Origin of the sequence: Vibrio cholerae (genome assembly GCF_008369605.1) — a bacterium.
In the GTDB taxonomy this organism is placed as follows: domain Bacteria; phylum Pseudomonadota; class Gammaproteobacteria; order Enterobacterales; family Vibrionaceae; genus Vibrio; species Vibrio cholerae.
The window spans coordinates 71348-95000 of record NZ_CP043554.1; the positions used below are offsets into that span (position 1 = coordinate 71348).

Here is a 23653-nt window from a genome sequence, read left to right on the forward strand (position 1 = left end):
CAAGATAGACGCGTCATCCTATCTTGATATTTACCGTTCAGCCCAACGATGACCGCTTTTGTCGGCTTTAAAAGCGTTCATCGAATAGTGATAAAACTGCTCCAAGACCTCGGCTGAAACCTCGGCGTTGAAATGGCGCAGCAGCATTAATCCCACCTCAAGGGTGCAGAGATTGCCCGGCTGTTGATTGCGCCTGAGCCGATACGCCGACACGTGATCGGTGGCAAGGTGAACTCTCGGTACATCGGCCAGCCAAGGGCTTTTACGCTCCATTTTGCGCGCTTCCTGCCAAGTGGCATCGAGCACAATAAAATGCGCGATCTCATCTTCGCGCAGCGAGCGGAGTGCATCGGTTAATTCCACGCTCTCTTCGGATGGGTAAACCAGAAACGAGCGAGCGTTGGGTTGGGTGAGGCGCGCTTGTAACTCAGTATTAGCCGCGACTCGGCTCCATGTATAGGCTTGGCACTCGGCCATGGATTTCACCAGCCAGCGCCCAGTATTGGTTTCGCGCTGCCACTCATTATCGTGAGTGAGCAGCGAGAGTTGAAACGGCGCGTGGAAGCTAGGGACGGCGGAGCAGAGGCATTGAAATTTAAGCCCGCAGTCCGGACACGCCGCATTCATAGTTTAATGCCTGACTGTCTTGGCGAGAGGCCATCGGCAAACAGTACCACTTGGCTGATCTGCTCGGCGTTGGCTTCTGGGGCCACACTTGGGTTCGTCGGGTAGCTGATGCCGTTGTATTGTAGACTGTGTATAGCGGGTTTCGCGCCGCCGCCACTGACACTGAACAGTAAGTCTTGCCAGCCATGATGGGTCTGTTTGCCTAAACGGATCGGGTTTTGTACGAGAGTGATGCGGCTATTGAAACGCCACTGCTGATTGTGTTGATCGAAAATCAGCAAAGTACAGCCGCCAGTGCCACACCAGTCTAGTTGCACCAGCAGTTCCGGTTGTTCATCACCATTGAGATCGTACTTCAACCAGCGATATTGAGTATTGTCTGGCGACGTTTGGTGCAGGTTAAAATAGCGGCGAATCGCCTGATCGACATCTTCTTCATAGTCAGCGCGTCCTGCGATTTGCTGAGCATGAATGGCTGCTTGTCCTACGGCAGGGGGCACAGCGCTTTCATTCAACTCGACCAGAGAGCGAAATAGCACTAAACCTCCATCGGCGATGTTATAAACCGATTGACCAACCTTCTCTTGTGTCGCTGTTAGCTGATAACCCTCACGAGTGAAAATGCGCTCGGAGAGCAAGTACTGCTGCTGGTGGCGAGTCATCACCACTTGGATCTGATTGGGGTTGAGCTGCTGCCAGTAGCCTTGCTCCACGACAGCCGATTCGCCATTGGCATACTCATAGCGAGTCTGCGCGGTGTGATCTTTTTCCAAGGTTAAGCTGACACTAAAGCCCGTCTGTTCAGTCGAGCTGGCAAAGTAGACGCCGCTCCATTCAAGGGTAGGATCAAGATTAGCTAAGGTCGCACAGCCTTGGTATTGGCCGCCTTTTAGGGTGAGTTTAGAGCGCCATTGGTAAAGGTTATCGCTCATACCATCGCGACATTGCCCTTGTTCTAACAGTAGTTCACCACCATCAAATTGGTAGCGTCGTTTATCTTGGCTCAGTTGACTGCGTGTGATCGAAAATTGTTGCTTGTCACCGCCCATAGGTTGGAATTGCAGCCCGCCATCCACAAAGCGCATTGACCAAAAAGGCTCATTACCAAACGCACGGGTTGGGCTAAGAGGCTGCTCACAGCCGCGGCTTTCATTGCTCAGTTGATTGATGCTCTGCACCTCAATCCGCGCCACATAATCACCGTTAAACCCCGTTTGGCTTGGTGGCGTGAGTGTGCCGACAAGCTCACCATACAGAGGTTGGTAAGGACTACGATTCAGCGCCATCGCTTCATTCAGTTGCTCTGGTGAGAGATTGAGCCAGTATTGCTGATGGCTACCACACGGTGTAAAGCGTCGCACCTCATGGCCCACGACCACCTCGCCACGCAGCATAAAGCTTTGTGGTTGAATGGTTTCCGGTTTATCGAGGGTCGCTGGAATAATCGGAGCGGAGTCAGGCTCGACACTGACGGAGGTGGTGTTGGAGCACGCTTGCAACAGCATAGCGAGCGACATGGCGCAGAAGGGCAAAGCTCTCATTGATCAATTCCTTTGGCTCGAGATGGAATGGGGATGTTTGGTCGCAAAAATTATCGCACAAACTGAAAGACAAGCTAAACCGTCACAGGGTTCAATTGACAGAGTGCAAACAAAGGAACGTATTGTTTGAGAGCGGTTTCGCCATTTTGCGCGGTGAGTGGCCAAGGAACGGTGCAGAAAATAGCCAACGGCAGCGTTAGGCTGCCGTTGAGTGATGCTCAGGTGATGCGCTTTTACGGCTTAACCTGAGCGCAATAGGCACCGAGTGAGACGTGAATCGGGTTAAAACAGATGCTGATGCAGGTAATGCGCTACCGCATCATCGGCGTTACTGCCGATCACTTCATTATCCGGCAGGGCGTTAAACACTTTTTCATGGGCGGTGCCCATAACTAAGCCTTTTCCGGCCATTGAGAGCATTTCGACATCATTCATGCCGTCCCCAAACGCGATACAGTTTTCAAGGCCAAGGTGAAGAGATTCGGCCACAGCTTGCAGCGCATCGCCTTTTGATACGCCCGCACACATGACTTCTAGGCACCAAGGTGTCGAAAAAGCCACGTTGAGTTTATCGCCAAAGCGCTGATTCAGTAAGGTTTCGTACTGCACCAAATGTTCATGATCTTGGTCTTCTTGAGTGAAGAAAATTTTCGCGATGCCATCGGTTGGGGCGTTATTGACATCAAAGACGCGATAGGTAAAACCAGAGTCTTCATGGAAGTCGCGCAGGATCTCATCTTCTTTATTGAGCATCCATTCGTCATTACGGTACAGATGCACGAACAACTGCTCATCGTGTTTAACGACATCGATGATGGCTTGCACCAAATCTTGCGGTACGTTTTTGCTGTACATCAGTTGGTCATTTTGGTCATGCACTCGCGCACCGTTTGAGGTGATCATATACGCAGGAATCCCCGCGATTTCACGAATCCCTGCGACATCAATGTGGTGACGGCCTGTCGCGAAAATAAAGGTAAATCCTTTATCGTGCAGCTGTTTCAAAGTCTGTTTCGAAAATTCGCTCAACTGATGGTTCGGGGCGAGTAAGGTGCCGTCGAGATCCGACGCCACGATTTTATACGGATGTTTGTGTGCTGAAGTGGTCATAAAACTCTCTGTTTCTCGGTTGGCCGGATGAGCCGTCACCCTTAGGTTGCCTAGTGTAGTGGAATTAAATGCGGAAAAAGAGGGTAAACCTCTCTTTGCGCTTTTCCTCAATTTCTATGGTCGATGGTGCTGTCTTTTATGGTCGATAGTACTGTCGGCGAAAAAACGCAAAATATGGTCTAACGTCTGATTTCGGTAGGCATCTTGTTCAAAAAGCAGTTCATGCCTGGCTCCTGCTATGCGGCATAAAGCGGCACGTTTTTGGGTGCGAGACAGCTTTTTGAAGAGCCGGTTTTGCGCCCGATTACACACAATCGCTTCTTCGCCAGCTTGTAAGATCAGCATGGGGATTTTGATTTGTCGGGTTAACTGCAAACACTGTTTGGTCGCCATTAAGCTTTGCCAAACCCAGCGGTGACTCGGCCCTCCAATTTGCAGTTCAGGGTGCGCTTCATACAGTTCACGAAACAACTGATAGCGGGTTTCACTGTGGGTGAGCAGGTTGAGATGAAAGGGTTTAGCGTGATAAGGGCCATAACCCGGAGCGTAACGGGGTTTTGGGGTAACGGCAGCCATAATTTGAGTGATGAGCAAAGCCCATGGCCTTAAATACCAAGGCATATTCACGCCAAACATCGGAGCACTCAGGGCCAGTGCGCTAAAGGGGTGCGCTGGAGTGGTCTGGATATAGCGCGTAGCAATCGCGCCACCCATAGAATGGGCTAATAAAAAGCGCTCTTGGTAGTGACCGAGATCGAAATGCTCGACTAAGGCTTTTAAGTCAGTCACGTAATCTTGAAACTCATGTACATGGCCTATTTGTCTATCTTCAGTCAGACGTTCTGACCGTCCTTGACCACGGTGATCATAGGTATAAACATCAAAACCTTGGCGGAATAGGTCATAACACAGCTCTTGATATTTCCACGCAGATTCAATCCTGCCATTCACAATCACTACGGCTTTTTGATGCTCAGGATGCTTGAGACTACACCAATAAATGTGCGTTTTATCAAAACTGCGATAGGTTCCTTCGCTTCGAGTGTGCCACACTTGAGCTATCTCAAAGTTGAGAGCTTGCTCCAAACTCGACTCTTGCGTATAAGGATAAAGATTTTTTTCAGGGTTCATAAGTTGGCAATGGGGTTGTGCGCATCAGTGTTTGACCTCATTGGGCTAGCATAAGTCAGGAATGAGGAATTGCAATGGATATCCATGTTTGGCTTGCCTATCTACTGACCGCGGTGGTGTTTAGTCTGGCGCCCGGTTCAGGCACGGTCAACTCGATCAGCAATGGTTTAAGTTATGGTACACGCCACTCATTAGGGGCGATTATCGGCCTACAAATCGGTCTTGCTTGCCATATAGTGTTGGTCGGCATCGGAATTGGCGCTTTGGTGGCACAATCTGCGTTGGCGTTCACTCTGATCAAATGGATTGGCGCGGCTTATTTAGTATGGCTGGGTATTCAGAAATGGCGAGATAGAGCCCCCCTAACGGCTACCACAGCTTCTCATGAACTCTCGCAAGCCGCCCTGCTGCGTAAAGCAGTATTGATTAACCTGACCAATCCCAAATCAATCGTTTTCTTAGTGGCATTATTCCCGCAGTTTATTGATCCCACTAGAGATCATTGGCCGCAGTTCTTGGTTCTGGGTATCACAACCGTTACTATTGATGCGATTGTCATGTTCGGATACACGGCACTGGCTGCGCAGCTAGGTCGCTATATTCGTTCACCTAACATAATGACCAGAATGAATAAACTGTTTGGTTCGATGTTTATGGGCTGCGGAATGCTGTTGGCTACCGCCAAAGCGTAAGCAACCCTTTGAGGACACCATGTACACAACTTATGTAGCACGCCAACCGATATTGAATGCAAAGCGACACACGCTAGGTTATGAGCTGCTGTTTCGAGATGGAGAAAAAAACGCGTTTCCTGAGTACATGGATGCCGATCGTGCTACCTACCGTCTGATCGTTGAAAACTTTTTATCCCTTGGTACCAACCCGAGAATTGCCCGCTCGCGCTGTTTTATCAACTTTCCCCATAAAAGCTTAATTCGGCGTTTGCCTCTGACTCTGCCGCGTGAGCAGATCGTGGTAGAAATTTTGGAAACGTGCCAACCGACCGATGATCTTTTTGAGGCGGTACAAGAGCTGAGTCAGCGAGGTTATCTGCTCGCGTTAGATGATTTTGTGTATTCACCCGCTTGGGAGCGCTTTTTACCCTACGTACAGATAGTCAAAATCGACATCATGGCAATGGGGCTCGATAAAGCGTGTGAATTTGTGCGTGGTCGACTGGCTCAGGGAAGTCGTCGCCGATTTTTGGCAGAACGAGTCGAAACCGAAGATGAGTTTCATCAAGCGCGTCATGCGGGTTTTACCTTCTTCCAAGGCTATTTTTTCAGTAAGCCAGAAATCATTAAACAGCGCTACGTCAGTCCAGAGCATGTGATTGCCATGCAGTTGTTCCGCGAAGTCTGTCAGCCTGAAGTCGATTATGTGCGAGTAGAGCGCTTGGTCGCGCAGGACATTGCGCTCTCCTACAAGCTGCTGCGTTTCGTAAACACTATGTCGGATCGGATCTCGGTCTCCATCTCCTCATTTCGCCAAGCCTTGGTTTATCTTGGACAGGACAAACTGCGCATTTTCGTCTCTTTGGCGGTCGCGTCTTATATCTCCTCCAAAAAGCCCAAGGAGCTTTACAACTTGTCGCTACAAAGAGCGCAGTTTTGCCAGTTGATGGCGACGCATCCACATTTTAAAGCGCATCGTGAACAAGCGTTTCTGATTGGCATGTTTTCTGTGCTGGATGCCTTGCTCGATACCTCAATTGAGCAATTGGTGGAGCAACTGCCGCTGGCCGATGATGTGAAGTTAGCACTGCGAGAGCGTGAAGGGCCACTGGGTACTTTGCTCGATCTTGAGGAGTGTTTTGAAAAAGCCGATTGGCAAGGTGTGGAGCAGCACTGCCTAGAACTGGGTTTTGATCTGGAAGATGTCCGTCAGGAATTGATTGAAGCCCAGCGTTGGAGCCAGGACATCAATCGATTAATTTAGTGATAAGTTAATGCACCTTTTCAACTTGACGCGGCAGCGATGTTGGCAGCAACGGCAAGTCATTTGGGGAGAGATGGTCGGCCAGCCCGACTCTGAGGGTGTAGGATGATAAAGGCTGACCGACCAAATAGATTAACCTTCCTGCACCTTAGATTTAGTGAGCGTGTCAGAGCGGTGAGTTATTTCAGCCAAGCGTTAAGCATCCACACCAATTTCTCTTGCTCGCGGATGTAATCACTCATCAGCGCTGACGTCCCTTCATCCCCGGTTTCGCCGGCAAGCTCAAGAATGTCTCGTTGTTGGTGGAGCAGAATGCTAAAGCCATCCACCAATCCCTGCATGCTGCTACGGCCATCAATTGAGTCGGTATGCTCTTTGATTTGCGCCGCTTTGAGGTAACCGCTAAAGCTGTGCATGGGTCGAGCGCTCAGCGTTAAAATACGCTCTGCCAGTTCATCGATTTTTAGCTGTAAGTCGGTATAAATCTCTTCAAACTTAGCGTGCAGTTCGAAAAACTCCTTACCTTGAATATTCCAGTGGTAACCGCGAGTATTCATATAGAACACTTGATAGTTGGCTAGCAAGTTGTTGAGCGCATTCGCCAGTTTTTGACTTTGTGTGGTATCAAGACCAATCAAATTCGTTGCCATTTTTACACCTCTCAGTTTTTTATTTCCCCTATCGGGATGAACAAAGAATAGTGTAGTTCAGACATGGAAGAAATTTGGATTATCTGATTTTTCTGATAGGCATAGACTATTAATCCATTATAAAGAGTATGGTTTAATCGTCTTAATGGCTGTTCTCAAGAACTAGATTTTAACGCTTCAAGGCAAAGTGCAAAAAGCGTTGTCCTTGGTAAGTTAGTACGCCTTTGTCTCCCGGATTGAGTGCATGATAGTAATGAATGCCAACCTGAAACTCGCGTTTTGGCCCTAAACGTCCTTTTTGTACGTAAATCCAAAACTCTTGGTCATCTTGACCGGGAAGGGGGTTAGGAATGTCGATCGCTTGCTTATCCAGTATGGTCACTTCGGCACTACGCTGTGGAGCATTTTCTCCTTGCATGTGGCGGCGGTAGAAGTGGCTAAAAAACCAAACCGCGGCAATAATCAATAACGCTAAACTGATCAATAAAGTGAAGGGCATGACAGCCTCCTATTCTGAATACGCCGCTATTTTAGCGAATAACGTTTTTTGCCAAGCAGTTTGTGGTGAGAAAGAGATATGCGGCAGTAATCAAAGGGATTTTTTCGGCTTATCTCACACTTTATCAGCCATTGAACGGCTAACAATTGGATAATGTGACTCTGGCTGCTAGAAAATAAAGAGAGAAGGCGCAGGAGGGCGGAAATGTCAGAAATTGAGCAAGTTGTTCTACGAACGCGCAAACTCGAAACCTTATTGCGCGAACAATACCATGCAGAAGGCAAGGGATTGCATCAATTGATTACCAGTTGTGAAGAACGTTTACCCCATGACGTGATTAAAAAGCTGCGTTATGTGGCGACGATTCGTAACAAAGTGGTGCATGAAGATGATTATCGCTTAGATGATCGCAAAGCTTTTCTCGCGGTATGCCAAGAGTGCGAAGATGAGCTCACGCCAAGAAGTGGGAAGTTTGTGTGGCGGATTGCTTTTATGCTGATGATGTTGATGACCTTAGGAGCCCTATTTTTCTATTACTGGCATTGGGAAGAGTTATCTCAACATTTTCAGTAATCGAACATTGAACCAATAAAAAAGGACGCGATGCGTCCTTTTTTATTTTAAAAACATTAACTTAGTACATCATGGGCAGTGTCATTAAACCAATGATTACTGCGATCATAACAAGTCCTTGTTTTTGAGATGAAGAAATCATAACACTGCTCCTTTGGTTGATTACTCATTCTGTAAAAAAAGAATAGATCATTTACCCAGCTTGATCAATAGATCGTTGATTAAAGTTTAAAAAACACAGTTCTTTTGCTCGTAGGGGGCTTTTTAACGTAAGAAAAGTCACACTTTTACGCTGTTTTAATCATAAGCTAAATGCTGATTTTTAATTCAATATTGTATTTATTTTATTGATTTTATAGTGTTTTTTATTGTTTGTTGGTAGGTTGCTATTTGTTCTGGTTGTGGTTATTACGGTTTGTTTTGGATCGATTGTCAGGTTTTAGTAAATTACCACTTTATGAGAATTATTTTCCTGTTGTTGAGATTGGTTATCAATTGAATTGTGTTTTTATCCTTTATCTGTTTTTATATCTTTAAAAATAGCAGTTATTTTTCATTTGTCTGTTTAGTTGGTTGTTTTCAATTTTTCTATTGTTTTGTTGTTGTTTTTATTGGTTTTTTGTTTTTGTTTTGCATTTTTGGTTTGGTGGATTTTTCGTTTTTTTATTTTGTTTTGATTAGGTTTTATTTGTTTGGTGTTGATTTGTTGTCTTGGTTTGGTTGGTGGCAAGTTTTCTTGTTTTGTAATTTTATGAGTAATTACTATTTTATATAGCAGCTCAAGTAAGGATTCGCTAGCAAGATCCAACTTTTTACTTTCATAACTGGACATCAAAAGTCAGATCCCTACACTGGCGGCAGTTTGAGTTAGGGGTATGAGCATGTTGAGCTGGATTTCTGTCGTGTTGTCGGGGTTTATCAGCATTTCTGCTTATGAAAATCAGAAGCTTAAGCAAGCGATATTCTTTCGAATCTTCAGCCTCCTGTTACTGACAATTATTGTGTGGGAGCAGCACAGTCATGCCACGCCAGAGGTGATTTTCATCTCTCTTGGTTTGGCGGTGTCGATGTTTGCGCATGGACTGCGGCTAAATCATCGCTACCACAAAGCCAGCTTTGTGCTGTTTTTAGTCGCGCAACTGCTGTTTAGTAAAGCATTCTGGGTGCAATTGTCGGGGAGTATGGTGTGGTGGTTGCCCGCATTACTGGTGGCGGCAAGCATAGTGGCGTTTTTTTTGTTACTGCCACAAATTGATACCTTAATCTTCCCTGTCACCATTATGGGGTTGATGTTAGTACAGATGACGTGGGCTGCGGGTGAACTGTGGCTACAAGAGGCCACCATGGCTTCTGGCGCTGGTTTCTTAGGATGTCTGGTTTATATCCTCTCGGCCACGTTATTAGCCATACACGATTATCGGCGTCCACTTCCTTGGGGGCACACTCTTATCTCCAGCTCCTACTTGATTGCCCAAGCCTTGATCTCAGCGTCGATCGTGTTTTAGTCATATTCACGGTCTGTGATGTAAAAAAACCGCCTCGCGGCGGTTTTTTTTACATCATGTATTTACGGCGAATATCCAACAGGGCAAAAATGCCAAAGATCAGAATTGACCACTTTTCCCAGCGCTTCAGTGGTACTTTATCGCCAAACGCGCCAATGAAAATCAACATCTGCAAACCATGCATGAAGAGCAAAAATGCGGTCATGATGTAGAGTGCGATGGCGGCATTACCTGGAAAAGGCATCACGATGTTGAACAGCAAAACCAGCCATACAAAACCAATCGCCGCTTTCGCTAACCAGAGTAGTGCTTTCATAGTTCTTCCCTTATAAACAGCCGATAACAGACTTGTCCGGCACTCTTTTCTCGATGTAGATGCCAATGAGGAGGCAACTCCGTCAGTGGCAGCTCTTTTTCGCACTCAATATAAATCATCGCTTGTGGCGCGAGCCAACCGTTTTGCTCGAGTAACTGAGTAGTTTCCTGTAACAAACCTTGTCGAAAAGGTGGGTCAATAAACACCACGTCATAAGGTTTACTCGATTGTCGCAGAAAGGCGAGTGCATCCGTGTGAATAAGCTCAATATTTTCTGCTTTCAGGCTCTGTACATTAGTTTTGAGTTGCTGAAAGGCGAGCGGGTTCAGCTCAAGCATGGTGACTTGGTTGGCTTGGCGTGATGCACACTCGAAGCCTAGCCCGCCAGAACCGGCAAAAAGATCGAGACAGCGAGCATTTGGCACTTCTTGAGCAAGCCAGTTAAACAGCGTTTCTTTCACTCGATCGGTCGTCGGGCGTAGTCCTTCGGCATCATGTACGGGCAATTTTCGGCCGCGCCACAGACCGCTGATGATCCGAACTTGCCCTGTAGGGGCCTTTTTTTGTGATGGGTTTGGCTGGCGACGTCTTTGCATAGATTTTTTGACCGCTAATTAAGTGTTACTATACCTCGCTTGTCAGCCATTTGGCGTGACAACCCGAGTTAACATAAAAAACTGGGCAAAGTGTACCAAGCGAAGCAAAAAGTTTTCACTGCTTTGTCATTTTTTCTTTTCGGGGCCGCAATAATGGCCAAGAAAAGTCTGTATTAAAATAAAGCGATTCAGGATAGCTCCAGATGACGGAAAAAAAGAAGCGTGGCTTGTTGTCATGGCTTGGATTTGGTGACGAAGAGAAAAGCCAAACCACTGCAACGGATACTCAAACGCAGGATGAACCACAAAGCCAAGCCGATGTTGAAGCGGTAGCGATTCAAGCGGAAACTGCGTTAACAGAAACAGAAACAGAAACAGAAACAGAAACAGAAACAGAAACAGAAACAGAAACAGAAACAGAAACAGCCACGGTTGAACCTGCACGTATTGTTGAACAAGAAAAACCGACCGAAAGTTTCTTTGCGCGTTTAAAGCGCAGTTTGAGTCGCACCAAAGCGAATATTGGCGCAGGCTTCTTTGGCCTGTTTAAAGGCAAAAAAATTGATGATGACCTGTTCGAAGAGCTCGAAGAACAACTGCTGATTGCCGATGTCGGCATGGATACGACCAGCAAAATCATCGCTAATTTGACCGCCAAAGCTTCTCGCCAGCAACTGCGTGATGGGGAAGCACTGTACGGTCTGCTGAAAGAAGAGATGGCCGAGATTCTCTCTCAGGTCGAGCAGCCATTGGTGATCGACACTGAGAAAAAACCTTACGTGATCTTGATGGTGGGCGTGAATGGGGTGGGTAAAACTACCACGATCGGTAAACTGGCTAAACAGTTCCAAGCGCAAGGCAAGAAAGTGATGTTGGCAGCGGGCGATACCTTCCGTGCTGCAGCGGTTGAGCAGTTGCAAGTGTGGGGAGAGCGCAATCAAGTGCCTGTCATCGCTCAGCATACTGGCGCCGACAGTGCCTCCGTCATTTATGATGCGATTGAAGCGGCGAAAGCGCGCGGGATTGACGTGGTGATTGCGGATACCGCAGGTCGTCTGCAAAACAAAAGTAACCTGATGGAAGAGCTGCGCAAGATTGTGCGCGTGATGAAGAAGATTGATGACAGCGCGCCACATGAAATCATGTTGACGCTGGATGCGGGTACCGGACAAAACGCGATCAGTCAGGCCAAATTGTTTAGTGATGTAGCGCCCATCACGGGCATTACCTTAACTAAGCTTGATGGCACCGCTAAAGGTGGCGTGATTTTCGCGATTGCCGATCAATTCCAGATCCCAATCCGTTATATCGGTGTCGGCGAGAAAATTGACGACTTACGTCCATTTGCAACACAAGAGTTTATCGACGCGCTATTTAGCCGCGAAGAATAAACCAATCTCAGTTGGCACAGTGTGCCAGCCTTGTCAGGGGGAGACGGCGTGATCAGGTTTCAGCAAGTCAGTAAAGCGTATCGAGGTGGACGACAAGCGCTACAGAAAGTGGATTTCCACTTGCGGCGTGGTGAAATGGCCTTTTTGGGCGGCCATTCTGGGGCAGGGAAAAGTACCCTGCTTAAGCTGATTTGTGCGATTGAGCGTCCAACCGATGGCAAAATCAGTTTCAATGGTCATGATATTACTCGGATCCCAAACAAGGATATTCCCTTTTTACGCCGCAATATTGGGATTGTGTTTCAAGACCATCGCCTTTTGATGGATCGCAGCATCTATGACAATGTCGCGTTACCGATGCGCATTGAATCGATCTCGGAAAATGAAATTAAACGTCGTGTTTCGGCGGCGCTCGATAAAACCGGATTGCTCGATAAAGCCCGCTGCTTACCAAGCCAGCTCTCTGGTGGGGAACAGCAGCGAGTCGGGATTGCTCGCGCGGTGGTGAATCGCCCAACGCTACTACTGGCTGATGAGCCGACAGGCAATCTTGATCCTGAGCTTTCCAGCCGAGTACTGCGTCTGTTTGAAGAGTTCAATCGCGCTGGGGTCACAATACTGCTGGCGACGCACGATATTCATTTGGTGAATTCGCGTCCGCAATATCGTCATCTAGAACTCAATCAGGGTTTTTTAAGTGAGGTAGCGGATTATGGCCGTTAAGCCGGGCAATCAAAAAATCAGCAAAACCACCAAAAGTACCAAAAGCAAACCGCGTGATGTGAAGCGAGCCAAAACCGACAGTTTTCTCGCCATTCATTTCAAACAGGCGAAAGCATCGTTTGCCGCCTTGTGGCGACGTCCACTGGGCAACATTTTGACTTTGGCGGTAATTTCTATGGCGTTGGCGCTACCCGCCAGTTTGTACTTGCTGAGTAAAAATATCGCCTCGGTGGCTGAGCGAGTGGCTGAGCCTTCTCAGCTCAGTGTTTATCTGCACATCGATACTCCAGAACCTCGGATCATCGTTTTGAAAGATGATTTGGAGCGGCGTGATGAAATTGCCAAAGTGAAATACATCTCACCGCAGCAAGGTTTGGATGATTTAAGCCAGTATGCAGGCTTTGAGCAAGCGATCAGCCTACTCGATAACGCCACCTTGCCCGCGGTATTAGTGGTGACGCCTAAAGTGGACAGTCGAGAGCAGATCCAAACGCTTGCCAAAGCCCTACAAGCAGAAGAAGGGGTGACCGATGTGCGCATGGATGAAGATTGGTTTGCCCGTTTAGATGCGATTCGCCATTTGGCGACTATCGTGGTGATCAGCTTATCCAGCTTGATGTTGATGTCGGTTTTTTTGATTGTGGGCAATACGCTACGTTTTAACGTACAAGCCAACAAAGAAGAAATCCAAACCATGAAACTCATCGGCGCGACCGATGCGTATATTCTGCGTCCTTATCTCTATTCAGGGATGTGGTTTGGTTTACTCGGCGCCGTGGCTGCTTGGCTATTAACGGCCTTGATGACGATTTTACTCAATGGGGCGGTGGAAGCGCTCGCTCAATTGTATGACAGCCGTTTCCGTTTGATTGGCCTCGGCTGGGATGAATCATTACTGCTTTTAATGCTCGGCGTCTTTTTAGGCTGCGTGGCGGCGAAAGTGTCGGCGAAACGTCATCTAAAAGAAATTGAACCTGTTTAGGTGATAACTGTCATAAATGGGCGGTTGATTCAAAGTTGAGGCAGTGCTTGACTTGAGTTGCCCTTTTGTTTATGCATAATGACCAGTCAAACTTGAAACCTGTTCATTTTAGGTTCAAGCTTGTTGCGGTAAAACAGCGTATCCAGATCAGAGAATGATGAGGAATTGAATGACTAACCAAGCGTATCCAATGGCTCTTGTTTCCCAAGACAGCTTAGATAGCTACATCCGTTCAGTAAACGGTTACCCGATGCTGAGTGCTGATGAAGAGCGCGAGCTGGCAGAGCGATTACATTACAAAGGGGATATCGATGCTGCGAAAGGCTTGATCTTGTCGCACCTACGATTTGTTGTTCACGTTGCTCGTGGTTATTCCGGTTATGGCTTGCCAATGGCGGACTTAGTGCAAGAGGGCAATATCGGTCTGATGAAAGCGGTTAAACGCTTTAACCCTGAGATGGGGGTAAGACTGGTGTCGTTTGCGGTGCACTGGATTAAAGCCGAAATTCATGAATATGTGCTACGTAACTGGCGTATTGTGAAAATCGCCACCACCAAAGCACAGCGCAAACTGTTCTTTAATCTGCGTAAATCGAAAAAACGCCTTGGCTGGTTTAATAACGGCGAAGTCGAAACGGTAGCGCGCGAGCTGGGTGTTGAGCCTGCTGAAGTGCGTGAAATGGAATCTCGTCTGGCAGCCCAAGATGCTGCGTTTGAGATGTCCGCCGAGGATGACGAAAACGGCATGGCTTACACTGCGCCTGTGCTGTACCTCGAAGATAAGCACTCTGACTTAGCTGATAACCTAGAAGCCGAAAACTGGGAAGCGCATACCACACAGCGCCTCAGCATGGCGCTGGCAAGTCTTGATGAGCGTAGCCAACACATTGTGCGTGCTCGTTGGTTGGATGATGACAACAAAACCACACTGCAAGATTTGGCGGAAATGTATGGTGTTTCTGCGGAGCGTATTCGTCAGCTTGAGAAAAACGCCATGCGTAAGCTGAAAGAAGCGGTGGGCGAGTTCTGATTTCACATTGCGTAACCGCTTGATAAGAAAAGGTCTGGTCAATGCCAGACCTTTTTTGTCTCTATCTAATATACCCTTCCTACTTGAAGCTGCAGCGGTGTTGGCTACGTTCGTTCACCCCAATCACATAGTGTATCTATGCTCATGTGGGTGAACTCACTTGCCGTCTACCTGCAACTCTAAGTAGTTTGACTCTAGAGTATTAAAACAGTCGATTAAGACCATTTAAGGCTGCAACACGGAAGGCTTCGGCCATCGTCGGGTAGTTAAAGGTGGTGTTCACGAAATACTCAATGGTATTGGCTTCCCCTTTTTGTTCCATGATCGCTTGGCCGATATGAATGATTTCTGCGGCACGCTCACCAAAGCAGTGAATACCTAAAATCTCTTTGGTTTCACGATGGAACAGGATTTTTAAGCTGCCGATATCTTTGCCCGCAATTTGTGCGCGCGCCAAATGTTTGAAAGAAGCGCGTCCCACTTCATAAGGCACTTTAGCCGCCGTCAGCTCTTGCTCGGTACGACCCACGGAACTGATCTCTGGGATGGTATAGATACCGGTTGGGATGTCTTCCGTCAGTAAGTTAGCCGCTTGACCATGAATGATGGCTTGCGCGACAAACCGACCTTGGTCATAAGCGGCGCTGGCAAGGCTTGGGTAACCAATGACATCACCCACCGCATAAATGTGTTCCACTTGAGTCTGGTAATTGGCGTTGACGACTAACTGGCCTCGCGAATCTGCTTGTAAGCCAACCGACTCTAAATTGAGCTTATCAGTATTACCAGTGCGCCCGTTGGCGTACAACAAGCAGTCGGCGCGCATTTTTTTGCCCGATTTCAGATGGACGATCACCCCATCGCTGGTGCCTTCCACCTTGTCGTAAGTTTCATCATTGCGGATCACCACACCACTGTTCCAAAAGTGGTAAGAGAGCGCATCAGAGACTTCATTATCCAGAAACGACAGTAAGCGATCACGGGTGTTGATCAGATCCGTTTTGACATCCAAGCCGCGGAAGATAGAGGCGTATTCACAACCAATCACCCCAGCACCGTAAATAATGATATGGCGAGGATCATGTTCGAGGTTCAGAATCGAGTCGCTGTCATAAATACGCGGGTGACCAAAATCGACATCTTTCGGATGATAAGGTCGTGAACCGGTGGCGATAACAAATTTATCGGCACTGAAGGTGTCGATGCTGCCATCGGCTTTTTTGACTGCTACGGTGTGAGCATCAATAAAGTGCGCAGCGCCAAAAATCAGCGTGCATTGATTGCGATCGTAAAAGCCTTGGCGCAGGCGTGTTTGTTTATCAATCACGCTTTTGGCGTGACTTAAAATGGTCGAAAACGTAGCGTGAATGCTGGAGTTGTTTTTGCAAAACAGCGGGTTGCTATTGAACTCAATAATGCGGCTTACCGCGTGACGTAGGGCTTTCGATGGGATGGTGCCCCAATGAGTACAACCTCCGCCGACACTGCTCTCTTTTTCTATGATAGCGACATTTTTTCCCCCTTTGGTCAGCCCCATGGCTGCCCCTTCTCCGCCCGGACCGCTACCGATCACAATGACGTCAAAGTGGTTTTTCTGTCCCATAGTGAATCCTTGTTATATTTGCTTAACATTGCTGTTGCGAGATTTTAACGCATTCCCTGACCTGGAAACATGCTGCAAGGTGCAGAGAGTGGAGGGGATCACGCCTTCATTGCAAAACAGGTACTCAACCTTGCTTGATTCCAATCGCTTTTGATTACATTGAGTTAGCATCAGCACCATTATTATCTGGTATCCGGTTGCGAAAATGGCTGCTGTCTCATACTGACGAGCTTTGTTGCTTAGACAAGCCAACCAATCAGGTTATAGTATGAACCACATTTTTCGATTTAGCTGAGAACTGATTGGAATGAAATCGTTGGGAATCCGAGCACAACAAAAAGAAAAGACGCGCCGCTCTTTAATTGATGCCGCGTTTAGCCAACTGAGCGCTGACCGAAGTTTCTCTAACCTGAGTCTACGTGAAGTCGCCCGAGAAGCTGGCATTGCGCCGACCTCGTTTTATCGTCACTTCAAAGACATGGATGAACTGGGTTTAACCATGGTGGATGAAGGTGGTCTGTTATTGCGTCAGTTGATGCGTCAAGCTCGCCAGCGCATCGTCAAAGAAGGCAGTGTGATCCGCACTTCAGTGGAAACCTTTATGGAGTTCATTGAGAGCAGCCCTAACGTATTTCGTTTGTTGTTGCGTGAACGTTCTGGCACTTCCTGCGAGTTTCGAGCGGCAGTAGTGCGTGAAATTCAACACTTTGCGGCTGAGCTCACTGAATATCTGGTTGCCACAGGCATGACGCGGGAAGAGGCGATGACTCAAGCAGAAGCTTCCGTCATCTTGGTCTTTAGTTCAGGCGCAGAAGCGCTCGATTTGGATCGCCGTGAACGCGATGAACTGGCCGAGCGTTTGATCATGCAACTGCGCATGCTGGCCAAAGGGGCACATTGGTATCGTAAAGAGCGTGAACGTCATCGCCTGAAAGGCGCGTTGGAATAAGTGCAATACCCAAAATAAAAGAGGAAAAAGGAAAGAGAGATGTCGAGAGAAAACAACGTTCAGTCCACTCGCGCAGAGCGTAAAACATTAATACTGGCGCTGGTCGCGGGAATGTGCAGTGATGCTTTGCTTTCATGGCTCACCATGAGTTCAGTGCCATTTTCTCTGTTTGCTTTGATAGCTTTAGTACTCTCAGCTCAGATGCTTTATCAAGAGTATTTGGCTCATCCGGTGGCGGAAGAGGTGCCATTAGTCGGCCTCGCCTGTTTCTTCGTCGGGGCTTTTGGTCACTCGGCTTTTATCAAAGCACAATACCCGCAAGAAGGGTCGAACTTTTTCTCCATCGTCATAGTACTGCTCCTGATCTTTTGGATTGGGCGTAAGCTCGGTTACATCGGTAAGCCACGCTAAACACAAAACGAGCCATCTGGCTCGTTTTTTATACGGTTACTTTTTGCGTTCTAACATCACACCCGCTTCCATGTGGTGGGTGTAAGGAAATTGGTCGAAGAGAGCAAAGCGCACCACTTGATGGGTTTCCCCCAAGACTTGTAAGTTCTCTTTCAGTGTTTCTGGGTTACAAGAGATGTACAGAATGCGCTCATAACCTTGCACCATTTTACAAGTGTCGATATCCATGCCTGAGCGTGGTGGGTCGACAAAAATAGTGTTGCAACGGTAGCTTTGCAGATCGACTCCCGCATCCTTCAAACGATTGAATTCGCGTTTACCTTCCATCGCCTGAGTAAACTCTTCTGCTGACATGCGAATGATCTGCACGTTGCCGATCTGGTTCGCGGCAATATTAAATTGCGCAGCTTCTACAGAAGGTTTGGCTAATTCGGTTGCCAGTACACGCTCAAAGTTTTGCGCTAACGCGAGTGAGAAGTTGCCGTTACCACAATACAGTTCAAGCAAATCCCCCTTGCTCTCTTGAGTACAATCGACCGCCCACTCCAACATTTTTTCGGCGACCTTCGCGTTAGGTTGGGTAAAACTGTTTTCGACTTGCTTATATACATAAGGCTGGCCATTGACCTGTAATTTCTCCACCACGTAATCACGATCCAGCACTACTTTCATTTTGCGAGCACGGCCGATTAAGTTCAGGTTGAACCCTTCATCGTTCAGGCGCTGTTTGAGAGCTTGCGCTGCAGTGATCCATTCTTCGCTGAGTTGTCGATGGTACAGCAGTGAAACCAAAATCTCGCCACTGAGGGTTGAGAGGAAATCAACCTGAAACAGTTTATGGCGCAGAATAGGGCTGCCTTTCATGGCATCCATCAGAAGAGGCATCAAATCGTTAATCAGGCGGCTCGCCGCTGGAAATTGATCCACGCGGTACTTTTCGCGCGTCTCTTGATTAAACATGATGTAGTACATGTCATCGCCTTCATGCCAAATCCGAAATTCAGCACGCATACGATAATTCACCACTGGCGACTCAAACACTTCCAGCTCAGGCATGGAGTAATCAACAAACATCGCTTTTAAACGGGCGATTTTGTCTGCCAATTGAGCTTGGTAGAGTTCAGGGTTTACATCAAGAGTCGCCATTGGGGTACCTTTTTATGGGCTATTACAGAAAGAGCGCAGATTTTATTCAATCTCGGCCGCTTGTCCAGTTTTGCCCAAATATTGATTGGGATATTCAGTGTAAAGTCTAGCGGATCGGAATCTGTACTGGACAATTTTTCATTCACTCAATACTATCAGCGCCAAGCTGGTGCTATTTAGATGCCTGGATGGCTAAAAATGGCTGAAAAGGGAATCCGGTGTAACTCCGGAACTGACGCGCAGCGGTAAGAGAGAACGAACGCTCAAACGACACTGCTTTTCGAGTGGGAAGTCGAGCCAGTAGGCCAACAGTGCTCTCAAGTCCGAAGACCTGCCAGCAACTGAGTAACGCAGTGGTATTGCACTCAGTAGGATTCACGCGATTTAGGACAACATAATGCAAAAATCAGCACTGGCGATCGCTCTAGCATCGCTGCTTACCCCTATCTCTTATTTACACGCCAACGAAGCGCAACCTCAAGAAACGGTTGTTGTGACGGCAAATCGTTTTGAGCAAGTAGAATCATCGGTTCTCTCTTCGGTGACGGTTGTCTCTCGTCAGGAAATTGAAGCTTATCAAGCGAATTCTTTAACGGAAGTACTACGCCGAGTACCTGGTGTCGAAATTGCCCAAAATGGTGGGCGCGGACATAGTGCTTCTGTTTTTATACGTGGAACCAACAGTAATCATGTTTTGGTGTTGGTGGATGGTATTCGTATTAATTCCTCTGCGGGCGGTGTGGCACTTAACCGTTTTCCGATAGGTCTTGTTGAGCGCTTAGAAGTCATTCGTGGGCCTAATGCTGCTGTATATGGGTCAGATGCGATTGGTGGCGTTATCAATATCATTACTCGCTCGCACCGCGGAGATGATGCAAAACAAGTTTCTCTCGGAATCGGAAGTCTTTCTTCTAAAAAAGCGGATGTGATCGCTAAGGCTGATGTTGAAGAGAGCGGGCATTTTCAAGTCGCGGCGGGTTTTGAGCAAACGGATGGATACGATATTAAGAATACAGGGAACGGTACTCAATATGGATTTGACGGCCAAAACCTAATGGCAGGTTATGAGCATCAGCTCAATGAGCAATGGCTTGGCTATTTTTCGGCGAGTTGGTTTGATAGTGATGCTCAATATGATGAGTCCGGTTCTGTAAAGCATGGCTACTCGCAAAATGAAAGTTTCACTGGGCAATTAAATTTCCAAGGCGAGCAGCTAAAAAGTTTAGTAAGTCTGAATTATCAGCAAACTGAAAATCTGGATTACTCGCTATCTGAAGGTAAAGCTAACGCAAGCACTAAAGCCAATATCACCATGACTCAATTGCAGTGGGCTAACTTGTATCAGCTGACCGAAAACGCTGAAGTCGGTGCGGGAGTGGATGCTCGTCGAGAGAGTCTTGCTGATGATGCTAAGAATTATGGTGCTTCTCATAAATTGGCGGGTGAAAGCCGAGATACTCAGGGTGTATTTGCTTCTGGTCGAGTATATGTTGATAGTTGGACATTTGAGTCTGGAGTCCGTTATGACAAGCATGATAAGTATGACCACTATACAACATGGTCATTAGCAGCAGGGTATCAACTCAATGATGAGCACCGTATTCGTGCCGCCTACGGTACTGCTTTCAAAGCGCCGACTTATTCTGACCTCACTACTACGCCTGATTTGAAGCCTGAAGAGTCTAAGAATATTGAATTTGGCGTGTCTGGGGTTTATTCATTCGCAAGCTGGAATGCTTCGGTATACGACAACAAAGTAGATAATCTAATTATTTGGTATAAGCCTGCTTTATCTTCAGGCCGCTGGTATTCAGATAACACCGATGCTCGTATTAAAGGATTTGAATTTGATGTGAACTTCAATACGGGACCTGTAAACCATATGTTGGTGGCTGAGTTTAAAGATCATAAAGATGATAATGGTGTCCAACTGTCACGTCGTGCTAAGCAAAATTACAAATGGATTAGTTCATTAAGTTTTGGACAATTTGATTTAAATGCTACCTACACCTATACAGGTAAGCGTTTAGATCTACCTACGGCAACGCCAAAGGACGAAGACTATATTCCGGCAACTAATCTGTGGGATATGTCAGTCGGATACTGGGTAAGTCAGGATATGACTCTTCGCGGCCGAATTGAAAACGTATTCAATGAGCAATATGAAAGTGCGATTGGCTACAAGGCTCCCGAGCGTGCGTACTATTTCAATGTCTCTTATCAGTTTTAAATTCAGGCATTGTCTTTAACCATAAAAAGCCAGTCAGAACATCTGACTGGCTTTTATTGTTTAATGCGTCATGTTAGTAGCGAGCCACCAAACTGACATTGTTAAACTCAGTGGTGCCATAGAGTGTAATGAAGTGGCGACCTTCTCGGGTATTCGGGAAGGAACAAACTTCATTATTGCCGTTGCGGTAAGATGCGCAATCCCAAGCAAACGGTTCTGGTTCAATACCTAGACGAACATAGAGATCAAGATTACCTGTACCTCCGTTGGTCTCGATACTCAATCGACGACCTGCAGGCACATCAATATAGAATTTTTTCAATTCACCTTGCTTGCCACTGATGCCTGTAACCACTTTACCATTAGTCAGTTGGCTGTCAGGCTGCGGCTGTGGCCCTGGTTGCGGATTGGGATCAGGATTCGGAGTGGTATTGTTATCGGTCAAACTATACAGCAGCTTATTTGGCGTTCCTTGAGTGTCGCTGACTTTGCCTTTGGTTGATCGGTCGCTAAGCAGCGTTTTGATTTGATTCGGAGAGAGGTTCTTATTCTCTTGCAAGTACAAGGCTACGACCCCAGCTACGTGTGGTGCCGCCATTGATGTGCCTCCCATAGTCGTGGTGCCTGTGTTTTGATGTGAGGCTGAGGTGACATCTGAGCCGGGAGCAAAAATATCAACACAGTTGCCCCAGTTAGAAGCCCACCAAAAGCTGCCATCTTGGCGTAAGTGATAAGAACGACGATCATTGCTATCGGTGGCGCCTACAGTGATGCCACTTGGTTCACGTGCAGGGGACACTTGGCAAGCGTCTTTACCATCGTTACCAGCAGCAATGACCGCAGTGACTCCTCTTTGGACGAGCCGAGCGACTGCTTGATCCAGCGCCTGAGTAACTCCTCCCCCTAAACTCAGATTGGCAACAGAAGGGCCGGACGCGTTTTGAGCCACCCAGTCAATACCACGGACGATCGCTTCTGTTGAACCACTACTATCACATCCCAATACGCGCACACCAACTAAGTTAACGTTTTTAGCTACACCGTATTGAGCGCCCCCGATAGTGCCTGCCACATGTGTACCGTGGCCTTGGCAGTCACTGGCATCATTATCGTTATCGATAAAGTCATAGCCGGATTTTGCTCGTCCACCAAATTCAGGATGGTTGAAAGCAATACCGGTATCGATCACATAAGCGGTAACGCCACTGCCATCATAGTTGTAGTTATAACTACGATTGAGCGGTAGATCGCGCTGATCGATGCGGTCGATTCCCCAGGTTACGTTATCTTGAGCCGCATTCGCTGATGCAGAGATGATCGGATTAACCGTAATAATTTGGTTTTGCTCGATATAGTCGATGTTAGGATCGGCACGAAGAGCTTGTAGTTGCTCAGCCGTTAGCTCTGCAGAAAAACCGCTTAACGCACTATCAAAAACATTTTTGATTTCGAGTGCATGCTTATTGGCTAATGCATTGACAGATCGTTGAGTAAATTGTTGGAAAGCTTGCAAATCATTACTCATGATTGTCGCTGGTTGCTTGAGTACAACAATGTATTGATTTTTAATGCCTTTCCCTGAAGCGGCTTTCATCAATGGTGCTAATTGTTGAGGAGATGATTTGCCAACAAGCTGATTGGGTTGGGCAAATGCTGAGGTTGCGGCGACGGAAAACGTCGAAACAATGCATAAGCTTAAAAACTTTTTAAACATGATAAGTTTCCTTAAAAAGTGAATAAAAATGGTTGGGTCGTGGCTCACAACAATCATGTTGAGCACACCAATAACGATCTCATCCTTGGATGAAAAGAAGTTATTCATGAAAACTACTTATGTTTCCACGTGGGGGAGGTTAAGTTTGTATTGTTCGTTTTTTGTTCTTGTTTTGTAAGATTAATGACAGGAAAGAAAGGTTCTTCTTATTGATACATATAGAATTTTTACTCTAATGCTAATGTGGTTCAGGATTAAGAATTGAAATGTTGGTAATGTGTCAAATAATGAATTTTGAATTAGATTTTTTAATGTTATATATCTGTGGTGGATTGCCTAATGTAGCAGCGAGAGTATGATTTCTCCGTTTTTTCTAGTTAGGTTGTTGCACTCGTGTCATCTCAATCTTTTCCTCGTGTACTGATTTTCGATTCTGGTGTGGGTGGTCTTTCCGTATATCGAGAAATTGAAGCCCGCTTGCCGCAATTAAACTATATCTATCTGTTTGATAACGCCGCATATCCTTATGGTGAGCTGACCCAGGAAACACTGATCGCACGAGTCGATACCTTGGTTACTCGAATGGTTGAACAAGAGCGAATCGATCTTGTGGTCATCGCTTGTAATACCGCGAGCACCATAGTGTTGCCCGTATTGCGCGCCAAACTTACGATACCTGTGGTCGGGGTTGTGCCTGCAATTAAACCCGCCTCCCTGATTGCTAGCAAGGCGATTGGGCTTATCGCGACGCCAGCCACAGTGAAACGGCAATACACGCAAGAGTTGATCCGCGACTTTTCTGCGAATAAAAATGTTGAACTGCTGGGGTCTACACGCTTGGTCAATATGGCTGAGGAGAAATTGCGGGGTAAGCCTCTCGATCTCGAAGAATTAGCAAGCATATTGCAACCTTTGAAAAACACGATCGATGTCGCCGTTTTAGGATGTACTCACTTTCCCCTTATTAAAGAAGAGATTCAGCAAGTAC

24 protein-coding genes and 1 riboswitch (1 of these 25 only partly in view) are annotated in these 23653 nt (G+C 47.0%); of the genes, 13 read left to right on the forward strand and 11 right to left on the reverse strand.

From position 1 onward, the window contains the following. Window positions 1–30: 30 nt before the first annotated feature. The 4 genes from F0316_RS00370 to F0316_RS00390 all read right to left on the reverse strand — a co-directional run bounded on the left by F0316_RS00370 (window position 31) and on the right by F0316_RS00390 (window position 4409). Window positions 31–627, reverse strand: coding sequence for a tRNA-uridine aminocarboxypropyltransferase (locus tag F0316_RS00370; protein WP_123163054.1), 597 nt, complete (start codon window positions 625–627; stop codon window positions 31–33). Continuing rightward, on the reverse strand, window positions 624–2168 hold the full coding sequence (locus F0316_RS00375; protein ID WP_149560140.1) for a COG3650 family protein: 1545 nt from the start codon (window positions 2166–2168) through the stop codon (window positions 624–626). The genes F0316_RS00370 and F0316_RS00375 overlap by 4 nt, the downstream gene beginning before the upstream one ends. Window positions 2169–2450: 282 nt before the next feature. Continuing rightward, the gene (locus F0316_RS00385; protein ID WP_000213460.1) at window positions 2451–3278 is read right to left on the reverse strand and encodes a Cof-type HAD-IIB family hydrolase; all 828 of its coding nucleotides are present in this window, start codon (window positions 3276–3278) and stop codon (window positions 2451–2453) included. A gap of 114 nt (window positions 3279–3392) precedes the next feature. Then, complete coding sequence (locus tag F0316_RS00390; protein ID WP_001067684.1) at window positions 3393–4409, reverse strand: alpha/beta fold hydrolase; 1017 nt, start codon at window positions 4407–4409, stop codon at window positions 3393–3395. Between the two features lie 74 nt (window positions 4410–4483). Between F0316_RS00390 and rhtB the strand changes: the two genes are divergently transcribed. Together rhtB and F0316_RS00400 are read left to right on the forward strand one after the other, a co-directional pair. Then, window positions 4484–5101, forward strand: a complete 618-nt coding sequence (gene rhtB, locus F0316_RS00395) for a homoserine/homoserine lactone efflux protein (RefSeq protein WP_000351228.1) — start codon at window positions 4484–4486, stop codon at window positions 5099–5101. 19 nt (window positions 5102–5120) lie between these two features. Continuing rightward, window positions 5121–6347 carry an EAL and HDOD domain-containing protein gene (locus F0316_RS00400; protein ID WP_000288840.1) on the forward strand — a complete coding sequence of 409 codons (1227 nt, stop codon included), beginning with the start codon at window positions 5121–5123 and terminating at the stop codon, window positions 6345–6347. A 179-nt stretch (window positions 6348–6526) separates the two neighbouring features. Here F0316_RS00400 and F0316_RS00405 read toward each other — a convergent pair whose 3' ends face one another. Next, the gene (locus tag F0316_RS00405) at window positions 6527–6997 is read right to left on the reverse strand and encodes a Dps family protein (RefSeq protein WP_000224703.1); all 471 of its coding nucleotides are present in this window, start codon (window positions 6995–6997) and stop codon (window positions 6527–6529) included. A gap of 169 nt (window positions 6998–7166) precedes the next feature. Beyond that, on the reverse strand, window positions 7167–7496 hold the full coding sequence (locus F0316_RS00410) for a DUF2500 domain-containing protein (protein WP_095465245.1): 330 nt from the start codon (window positions 7494–7496) through the stop codon (window positions 7167–7169). Between the two features lie 204 nt (window positions 7497–7700). Here F0316_RS00410 and F0316_RS00415 point away from each other — a divergent pair, with 204 nt between their 5' ends. The 3 genes from F0316_RS00415 to F0316_RS00435 all read left to right on the forward strand — a co-directional run bounded on the left by F0316_RS00415 (window position 7701) and on the right by F0316_RS00435 (window position 9574). Then, window positions 7701–8069 (forward strand): DUF4145 domain-containing protein, encoded by a 369-nt coding sequence (locus F0316_RS00415; RefSeq protein WP_001289435.1) that lies wholly within the window; start codon window positions 7701–7703, stop codon window positions 8067–8069. Window positions 8070–8571: 502 nt separating this feature from the next. Then, window positions 8572–8844 (forward strand): hypothetical protein, encoded by a 273-nt coding sequence (locus F0316_RS00430; RefSeq protein ID WP_033837897.1) that lies wholly within the window; start codon window positions 8572–8574, stop codon window positions 8842–8844. Window positions 8845–8944: 100 nt separating this feature from the next. After that, window positions 8945–9574: a lysoplasmalogenase gene (locus F0316_RS00435; RefSeq protein ID WP_000062272.1), complete on the forward strand. Its 630-nt coding sequence runs from the start codon at window positions 8945–8947 to the stop codon at window positions 9572–9574. Window positions 9575–9623: 49 nt separating this feature from the next. Here the strand turns inward: F0316_RS00435 and F0316_RS00440 are convergent, their stop codons facing one another. Next, on the reverse strand, window positions 9624–9890 hold the full coding sequence (locus F0316_RS00440) for a DUF1145 domain-containing protein (RefSeq protein ID WP_000645840.1): 267 nt from the start codon (window positions 9888–9890) through the stop codon (window positions 9624–9626). Then, window positions 9887–10486 (reverse strand): 16S rRNA (guanine(966)-N(2))-methyltransferase RsmD, encoded by a 600-nt coding sequence (rsmD, locus tag F0316_RS00445; RefSeq protein ID WP_001189767.1) that lies wholly within the window; start codon window positions 10484–10486, stop codon window positions 9887–9889. The genes F0316_RS00440 and rsmD overlap by 4 nt, the downstream gene beginning before the upstream one ends. A 203-nt stretch (window positions 10487–10689) precedes the next feature. Between rsmD and ftsY the strand changes: the two genes are divergently transcribed. The 4 genes from ftsY to rpoH all read left to right on the forward strand — a co-directional run bounded on the left by ftsY (window position 10690) and on the right by rpoH (window position 14612). Next, a complete protein-coding gene (gene ftsY, locus F0316_RS00450) occupies window positions 10690–11877 on the forward strand; it encodes a signal recognition particle-docking protein FtsY (RefSeq protein ID WP_076024892.1) in 1188 nt (395 codons plus the stop codon). 48 nt (window positions 11878–11925) lie between these two features. Continuing rightward, window positions 11926–12600 (forward strand): cell division ATP-binding protein FtsE, encoded by a 675-nt coding sequence (ftsE, locus tag F0316_RS00455; RefSeq protein ID WP_000617864.1) that lies wholly within the window; start codon window positions 11926–11928, stop codon window positions 12598–12600. Next, on the forward strand, window positions 12590–13582 hold the full coding sequence (gene ftsX, locus F0316_RS00460) for a permease-like cell division protein FtsX (protein ID WP_000279340.1): 993 nt from the start codon (window positions 12590–12592) through the stop codon (window positions 13580–13582). Before ftsE ends, ftsX begins: the two co-directional genes overlap by 11 nt. 169 nt (window positions 13583–13751) lie before the next feature. Continuing rightward, window positions 13752–14612 carry an RNA polymerase sigma factor RpoH gene (gene rpoH, locus F0316_RS00465; protein ID WP_000184359.1) on the forward strand — a complete coding sequence of 287 codons (861 nt, stop codon included), beginning with the start codon at window positions 13752–13754 and terminating at the stop codon, window positions 14610–14612. Between the two features lie 202 nt (window positions 14613–14814). Here the strand turns inward: rpoH and sthA are convergent, their stop codons facing one another. After that, window positions 14815–16215: a Si-specific NAD(P)(+) transhydrogenase gene (sthA, locus tag F0316_RS00470; RefSeq protein ID WP_123163051.1), complete on the reverse strand. Its 1401-nt coding sequence runs from the start codon at window positions 16213–16215 to the stop codon at window positions 14815–14817. A 307-nt stretch (window positions 16216–16522) separates the two neighbouring features. On the opposite strand from sthA, the gene fabR reads away from it, so the two are divergent. Together fabR and F0316_RS00480 are read left to right on the forward strand one after the other, a co-directional pair. Then, window positions 16523–17164, forward strand: coding sequence for an HTH-type transcriptional repressor FabR (gene fabR, locus F0316_RS00475; RefSeq protein WP_000838361.1), 642 nt, complete (start codon window positions 16523–16525; stop codon window positions 17162–17164). A gap of 39 nt (window positions 17165–17203) precedes the next feature. Next, on the forward strand, window positions 17204–17575 hold the full coding sequence (locus F0316_RS00480) for a YijD family membrane protein (protein WP_000085813.1): 372 nt from the start codon (window positions 17204–17206) through the stop codon (window positions 17573–17575). A gap of 36 nt (window positions 17576–17611) precedes the next feature. Here the strand turns inward: F0316_RS00480 and trmA are convergent, their stop codons facing one another. After that, window positions 17612–18721: a tRNA (uridine(54)-C5)-methyltransferase TrmA gene (gene trmA / locus F0316_RS00485; RefSeq protein WP_149560141.1), complete on the reverse strand. Its 1110-nt coding sequence runs from the start codon at window positions 18719–18721 to the stop codon at window positions 17612–17614. 150 nt (window positions 18722–18871) lie between these two features. Continuing rightward, a riboswitch (cobalamin riboswitch) is annotated at window positions 18872–19074 on the forward strand. A 44-nt stretch (window positions 19075–19118) separates the two neighbouring features. Between trmA and F0316_RS00495 the strand changes: the two genes are divergently transcribed. Then, on the forward strand, window positions 19119–20951 hold the full coding sequence (locus F0316_RS00495; RefSeq protein WP_001898833.1) for a TonB-dependent receptor domain-containing protein: 1833 nt from the start codon (window positions 19119–19121) through the stop codon (window positions 20949–20951). A gap of 73 nt (window positions 20952–21024) precedes the next feature. Here F0316_RS00495 and F0316_RS00500 read toward each other — a convergent pair whose 3' ends face one another. Then, window positions 21025–22665, reverse strand: coding sequence for a S8 family peptidase (locus F0316_RS00500; RefSeq protein ID WP_149560142.1), 1641 nt, complete (start codon window positions 22663–22665; stop codon window positions 21025–21027). Between the two features lie 393 nt (window positions 22666–23058). Here F0316_RS00500 and murI point away from each other — a divergent pair, with 393 nt between their 5' ends. Beyond that, window positions 23059–23653: the 5' portion of a glutamate racemase gene (gene murI, locus F0316_RS00505; protein ID WP_000098350.1), read on the forward strand. 203 nt of this gene lie beyond the right edge of the window; the window shows 595 of its 798 coding nt (coding positions 1–595); its start codon is at window positions 23059–23061; its stop codon lies off the right edge, out of view.

What these genes read in the sequence shown, in the direction of transcription:
- F0316_RS00385 (WP_000213460.1), bottom strand. Translation starts at nt 3,278, where the DNA reads ATGACCACTTCAGCACACAAACATCCGTATAAAATCGTGGCGTCGGAT.
- sthA (WP_123163051.1), bottom strand. Translation starts at nt 16,215, where the DNA reads ATGGGACAGAAAAACCACTTTGACGTCATTGTGATCGGTAGCGGTCCG.
- ftsY (WP_076024892.1), top strand. Translation starts at nt 10,690, where the DNA reads ATGACGGAAAAAAAGAAGCGTGGCTTGTTGTCATGGCTTGGATTTGGT.
- trmA (WP_149560141.1), bottom strand. Translation starts at nt 18,721, where the DNA reads ATGGCGACTCTTGATGTAAACCCTGAACTCTACCAAGCTCAATTGGCA.
- F0316_RS00410 (WP_095465245.1), bottom strand. Translation starts at nt 7,496, where the DNA reads ATGCCCTTCACTTTATTGATCAGTTTAGCGTTATTGATTATTGCCGCG.
- rpoH (WP_000184359.1), top strand. Translation starts at nt 13,752, where the DNA reads ATGACTAACCAAGCGTATCCAATGGCTCTTGTTTCCCAAGACAGCTTA.
- F0316_RS00480 (WP_000085813.1), top strand. Translation starts at nt 17,204, where the DNA reads ATGTCGAGAGAAAACAACGTTCAGTCCACTCGCGCAGAGCGTAAAACA.
- fabR (WP_000838361.1), top strand. Translation starts at nt 16,523, where the DNA reads ATGAAATCGTTGGGAATCCGAGCACAACAAAAAGAAAAGACGCGCCGC.
- F0316_RS00390 (WP_001067684.1), bottom strand. Translation starts at nt 4,409, where the DNA reads ATGAACCCTGAAAAAAATCTTTATCCTTATACGCAAGAGTCGAGTTTG.
- F0316_RS00495 (WP_001898833.1), top strand. Translation starts at nt 19,119, where the DNA reads ATGCAAAAATCAGCACTGGCGATCGCTCTAGCATCGCTGCTTACCCCT.
- F0316_RS00500 (WP_149560142.1), bottom strand. Translation starts at nt 22,665, where the DNA reads ATGTTTAAAAAGTTTTTAAGCTTATGCATTGTTTCGACGTTTTCCGTC.
- rhtB (WP_000351228.1), top strand. Translation starts at nt 4,484, where the DNA reads ATGGATATCCATGTTTGGCTTGCCTATCTACTGACCGCGGTGGTGTTT.
- rsmD (WP_001189767.1), bottom strand. Translation starts at nt 10,486, where the DNA reads ATGCAAAGACGTCGCCAGCCAAACCCATCACAAAAAAAGGCCCCTACA.
- ftsX (WP_000279340.1), top strand. Translation starts at nt 12,590, where the DNA reads ATGGCCGTTAAGCCGGGCAATCAAAAAATCAGCAAAACCACCAAAAGT.
- F0316_RS00440 (WP_000645840.1), bottom strand. Translation starts at nt 9,890, where the DNA reads ATGAAAGCACTACTCTGGTTAGCGAAAGCGGCGATTGGTTTTGTATGG.
- F0316_RS00400 (WP_000288840.1), top strand. Translation starts at nt 5,121, where the DNA reads ATGTACACAACTTATGTAGCACGCCAACCGATATTGAATGCAAAGCGA.
- F0316_RS00435 (WP_000062272.1), top strand. Translation starts at nt 8,945, where the DNA reads ATGAGCATGTTGAGCTGGATTTCTGTCGTGTTGTCGGGGTTTATCAGC.
- F0316_RS00415 (WP_001289435.1), top strand. Translation starts at nt 7,701, where the DNA reads ATGTCAGAAATTGAGCAAGTTGTTCTACGAACGCGCAAACTCGAAACC.
- F0316_RS00405 (WP_000224703.1), bottom strand. Translation starts at nt 6,997, where the DNA reads ATGGCAACGAATTTGATTGGTCTTGATACCACACAAAGTCAAAAACTG.
- F0316_RS00375 (WP_149560140.1), bottom strand. Translation starts at nt 2,168, where the DNA reads ATGAGAGCTTTGCCCTTCTGCGCCATGTCGCTCGCTATGCTGTTGCAA.
- F0316_RS00370 (WP_123163054.1), bottom strand. Translation starts at nt 627, where the DNA reads ATGAATGCGGCGTGTCCGGACTGCGGGCTTAAATTTCAATGCCTCTGC.